This window comes from Kamptonema animale CS-326, from assembly GCF_028330895.1.
Lineage (GTDB): Bacteria > Cyanobacteriota > Cyanobacteriia > Cyanobacteriales > Microcoleaceae > Kamptonema > Kamptonema formosum.
Genome location: NZ_JAQMUA010000168.1, coordinates 1 through 4,589 on the forward strand (window position 1 = coordinate 1; position 4,589 = coordinate 4,589).

Genomic DNA, 4,589 nt, shown 5'->3' on the forward strand with positions numbered 1-4,589 from the left:
CACTAACCACTAACCACTAAAACAATCTTAACTGCCTAGACTTGACCAATCGACATTTAGATTCTCAAGGATCAGTGAGGAGTTGTAGATTTGCAGAATAATCAGCAAGAAAACGAAAAACAGCCCCATGAAAACTCCCATTAGTAGGGTTGTGCCCCAACCAGGAGCCACCTTACCGTACTCAGAATTTAGGGGTTTGAGTATATCTCCCAACAAAGTGCGTTGTGCCATAAGTCACCTGTGATGAATCTCTACAGAAATATTTAATGTTTTGTAATATTATAGGGGGATAGCACTCATAATTTTTTTTATCTTATGGAACCTGCAACAGTTCTTAGCATTTCTCTGGGCTTATGCCTTGTAGCTATAGCTGGCTTCTCAATCTACACTTCTTTTGGCCCACCTTCTAAAGAATTGAGAGATCCCTTTGAAGAACACGAAGATTAAAGCGCAATCGCACCGGCTCCAGAGCGACCCGGACTAAAAGCCATTTACTGTCTAGGCTATTTTGTCCAGACATGAGGTTTGGCTCCGGGCGCGATTTTAGCTGCACTTCGGCTAAGCTCAGCGGCCGCCGCCAGTGTTAAAATCGAAAACAAGGAAAGAATATTGAATTTTTTGAGATTAAAAATCTTTAGAGTTTTAGCGATCGCATAATGGGCAACACTTTCGGACATCTATTTCGGATTACAACTTTTGGCGAATCTCACGGCGGCGGTGTGGGGGTCGTAATTGACGGTTGCCCGCCCCGACTGGAAATTAGCGCCGCTGAGATTCAATTTGAGCTCGATCGCCGTCGCCCCGGTCAGAGTAAAATTACCACGCCTCGGAAAGAAGCCGATACCTGCGAGATTTTATCTGGGGTATTTGAAGGCAAAACTTTAGGAACGCCGATCGCCATCTTAGTGCGGAACCAAGACACCCGCTCCCAAGATTATGATGAAATGGCGACAAAATACCGCCCATCCCATGCCGATGCGACCTACGACGCTAAATATGGTATTAGAAATTGGCAGGGCGGCGGAAGGTCTTCAGCGAGAGAAACCATCGGGCGAGTAGCAGCAGGCGCGATCGCCAAAAAAATCCTCAAACAATTTGCAGGCGTAGAAATCATCGGCTACGTCAAACGCATTAAAGACATAGAAAGCTTAGTTGACCCCAATACCGTCACTCTAGAACAAGTAGAAAGCAACATCGTCCGCACTCCTGACACAGAATGTGCCGAACGGATGATAGAACTAATAGAAAAAGTACGCCATAATGGGGATTCCATCGGCGGCGTTGTCGAATGTGCCGCTAGGAACGTCCCCAAAGGTCTAGGGATGCCCGTATTCGATAAACTAGAAGCAGACCTAGCCAAAGCAGTCATGTCTTTGCCAGCCAGCAAAGGCTTTGAAATCGGCTCCGGTTTTGCAGGAACACTCCTGACAGGCAGCGAGCATAACGATGAATACTATACTGATAAACAGGGTGCCATCCGCACAGCAACTAATCGCTCCGGCGGAATTCAGGGTGGGATTAGCAACGGTGAAAATATTATATTGCGAGTAGCATTTAAACCAACTGCTACAATTCGTCAAGAACAGCGTACAGTCACCAGCAGCGGCGAAGAAACCTTGCTGGCGGCAAAAGGAAGACACGACCCTTGCGTTTTGCCAAGAGCCGTGCCTATGGTAGAAGCAATGGTTGCTTTAGTGTTGTGCGACCATCTCCTGCGCCATCATGGACAATGTGGAACCTTGAAGCCTGAAGTTTAAAATGGAAATCAGCCCTTCCTCAGTCGCGGCAAATCCCCTGGATTGCCCTCACCCGTCCGAACCAATTGAAAGGATAGACGATTTTGTTGTCCAGTTCTGGGGTGTCCGAGGTAGTATTCCCACCCCTGGAAAAGATACCGTCCGTTACGGTGGCAATACCTCTTGTCTAGAAATGCGAGTAGGAGGAAAACGCCTCATATTCGACGGTGGTACTGGCTTGCGAATGCTGGGAGAACAGTTGCAGCAAGAAATGCCAGTAGAAGCTTATATGTTTTTTACTCACTATCACTGGGATCATATCCAAGGATTTCCTCTATTTGCTCCAGCTTTTATTCCCGGCAATTGCTTTCACATTTACGGATCGATTCCCCCTGATAGCGAGTCGATGAAAAGGCATTTTATTGAACGAGTTTTACACCCAAATTCGCCAGTGCCTTTACAGGGAATACAAGCTGATTTAAGATTCTACGAACTTAAGCGTCACGAGACAATGATGCTTGACGATATTGAAATTAGAACGGGTAGCCTCAACCACCCAAATACTGCAATGGGATATAGGATCACTTGGCGGGGGAAATCAGTTGTTTATTGTTCGGATACTGAACATTTCCCCGATCGTTTAGATGAAAATGTGTATGAGTTAGCCCTTGATGCTGATGTGCTAATTTATGATGCGATGTACACCGATGAAGAGTATCATAATCCCAAATCTCCGAAGGTGGGTTGGGGTCACTCGACTTGGCAGGAAGCTGTAAAAATGGCTCAGGCAGCCGGGGTAAAACGAGTAGTGATTTTTCATCACGATCCTGCTCATAGCGATGATGTTTTGGACAAAATAGGTGAGGAAGTCCAGCACGTTTTCCCGAAGGCTGTTATGGCTCGTGAAGGACTAATTTTGCCGATAGGTTTGTAAAGTTTAATTGTTAATGGCTAATGGCTAATGGCTAATGGCTAATGGCTAATGGCTAATTGCAGTGGGTAATTAGCCATTAGTTGTTAGTAAAAAATATAGAATTTTTACTCAATTCCGAATTATAGCAACCTTCTTGGCACTTAGGGAGTTCTGATTTCCTGCCACTATAGATTCTATTCCCTTCTTCCCCTAGCCCCTAGCTATATTCTATGAAAGCCTACGAATTTCCAGCAAAAGTTACAGCAGAAGGGAAAATCGAATTCCCCGATAATATTTTAAAACACTTGCCAAATAACAAAGAAGTGAGGATTATAGTTTTAGTAAATGAATCGATAGATATAGAAGATAATGAAATAGAGGAAAACGCTGCTTGGCATCGCCTTGCAGGCGAACAACTCTTAGCTGGATATAGTGAGGAAGATGCTATTTACGACAATATTTGAACTATGACAACTTATCAATCAGGAGAGATTCTCTTAGTGTCACTTCCTTTTACTGATGGAACTACTACTAAACTTCGTCCTGTGCTGGTACTTCTAGATACAAGAGATGAAGATATTGTTGTTGCCAGAGTGACAAGTCAAATAACCAGAACAGATTTTGATATTGAAATTATAGAATGGCAACAGGCAGGCTTAGTACGACCTTCTGTAGTTCGCCTACATAAAGTGAATACAATAGAAAAGCGCTTGTTCGCTCGTCATTTGGGAATTTTAACCTCTAGCGATTGGATACAAGTGCGAGACAGAATAAAGCAAATATGGTCTTCTATTTAGTAATTTAAAATCCAAATATTGTCTGATAAAATCATCTGTATCTATCTCTGTGTATCTGCGGTTAAAATCATCAATATCTATTCATGAAAAAAGCTACTAAATCAATTTATTTAACAAATTTAAATCAATACAAAAGTATTGCCTTAATAACGTTTGCGACAATTATGACGGCTTCTAGCATAACTGCTTACAGCCTAGCGCCGCCACCTGGATATACTGCTAAAGGCACTCTAATTGTTAACACTCCACCTGTAAAATTCTCTACTATTGGCGGTGCAATTCTCAAGCAAGGTGAGAAACTAACTACCGATGATTTGCTAGCGGATAATGTAGTAAAAGCAGTAGCAGATGCAGCCAAAATTGATCCGCAGCAAGTCCGCCAAAATGCTAGCATCAAAGTTTCAGAACCAGAAAAACCCTTAGAGATTGCAGTTGAATATCGAGCCAGAGATCGTCAACAAACACTTGCAACAGCAGACGTGCTGATGAAGGCGATAGTTGAAAAAAGCCGCCTGATTAATTTAGATAAATGGCAACTAATTAATCAATCGATTAATCAGCGTTTAGAAGAAGTAACGAAAGAACTCAAACAAGCGGAACAAAACCTAGACCAATTTTATCAAGATGATGAACGAGAGCGATCTCGTCTCGAAGAACAAGTCAAACTTCAGCAAGGAATTTATGATAAAACCCAGAGTGCTTTAGCAGATGCAAAAGCAGCAGAGAAAGAAATAAGCAGTAGTTTAGCAGTCTCTCAAGCTCCACAAGTTATAGCTTATCCAGGTTCTAATCCTATTGTTCCTATTATTTTGGGAAGTGGTTTATTTGTTAGTTTAGCAGTCAGTTTAGGCTTAATTCCGTTATTTGCTGCTTGGAAACAGAAAGCGATTTACAGGAAACAAGAGCAAGATCGCTTGCAAGCAACTTTATATCGGCTAATCCAAGAAGGTAGCGGAGAAATAACTCTTGTTCGTTTTGCAATGGAAACAAAGCTATCCGCTGAGGAAGCTCAGCAATATTTAAATCAACAAGCTGAAGCTTTCAATGCTACTTGTGAAGTTAAAAAAGAAGGCAGTATTTCATATCACTTTAAATACTGATTTAGGACTTACATAAAACTATCCGTAACGCCGCCAACAGGCG

The 4,589-nt window shown here is 42.6% G+C and carries 8 protein-coding genes; 6 read left to right on the forward strand and 2 right to left on the reverse strand.

Annotated elements, in window-relative coordinates:
- Positions 1-27: 27 nt before the first annotated feature.
- Positions 28-231 carry a photosystem II reaction center phosphoprotein PsbH gene (gene psbH, locus PN499_RS09925; protein WP_272031676.1) on the reverse strand — a complete coding sequence of 68 codons (204 nt, stop codon included), beginning with the start codon at positions 229-231 and terminating at the stop codon, positions 28-30.
- 84 nt (positions 232-315) lie between these two features.
- Here psbH and psbN point away from each other — a divergent pair, with 84 nt between their 5' ends.
- Positions 316-447, forward strand: coding sequence for a photosystem II reaction center protein PsbN (gene psbN / locus PN499_RS09930; RefSeq protein WP_039961802.1), 132 nt, complete (start codon positions 316-318; stop codon positions 445-447).
- A 56-nt stretch (positions 448-503) separates the two neighbouring features.
- Here psbN and PN499_RS09935 read toward each other — a convergent pair whose 3' ends face one another.
- Positions 504-677, reverse strand: a complete 174-nt coding sequence (locus tag PN499_RS09935; RefSeq protein ID WP_272031677.1) for a hypothetical protein — start codon at positions 675-677, stop codon at positions 504-506.
- Here PN499_RS09935 and aroC point away from each other — a divergent pair.
- The 5 genes from aroC to PN499_RS09960 all read left to right on the forward strand — a co-directional run bounded on the left by aroC (position 657) and on the right by PN499_RS09960 (position 4,546).
- The gene (aroC, locus tag PN499_RS09940) at positions 657-1,757 is read left to right on the forward strand and encodes a chorismate synthase (RefSeq protein WP_007354003.1); all 1,101 of its coding nucleotides are present in this window, start codon (positions 657-659) and stop codon (positions 1,755-1,757) included. The genes PN499_RS09935 and aroC overlap by 21 nt on opposite strands.
- A 1-nt stretch (position 1,758) precedes the next feature.
- Positions 1,759-2,670 carry an MBL fold metallo-hydrolase gene (locus tag PN499_RS09945; RefSeq protein ID WP_007354002.1) on the forward strand — a complete coding sequence of 304 codons (912 nt, stop codon included), beginning with the start codon at positions 1,759-1,761 and terminating at the stop codon, positions 2,668-2,670.
- A 209-nt stretch (positions 2,671-2,879) separates the two neighbouring features.
- Complete coding sequence (locus PN499_RS09950) at positions 2,880-3,113, forward strand: hypothetical protein (RefSeq protein WP_272031678.1); 234 nt, start codon at positions 2,880-2,882, stop codon at positions 3,111-3,113.
- Positions 3,114-3,116: 3 nt separating this feature from the next.
- On the forward strand, positions 3,117-3,446 hold the full coding sequence (locus PN499_RS09955) for a type II toxin-antitoxin system PemK/MazF family toxin (RefSeq protein ID WP_272031679.1): 330 nt from the start codon (positions 3,117-3,119) through the stop codon (positions 3,444-3,446).
- 83 nt (positions 3,447-3,529) lie between these two features.
- Positions 3,530-4,546, forward strand: a complete 1,017-nt coding sequence (locus PN499_RS09960) for a GumC domain-containing protein (protein WP_272031681.1) — start codon at positions 3,530-3,532, stop codon at positions 4,544-4,546.
- Positions 4,547-4,589: the final 43 nt, after the last annotated feature.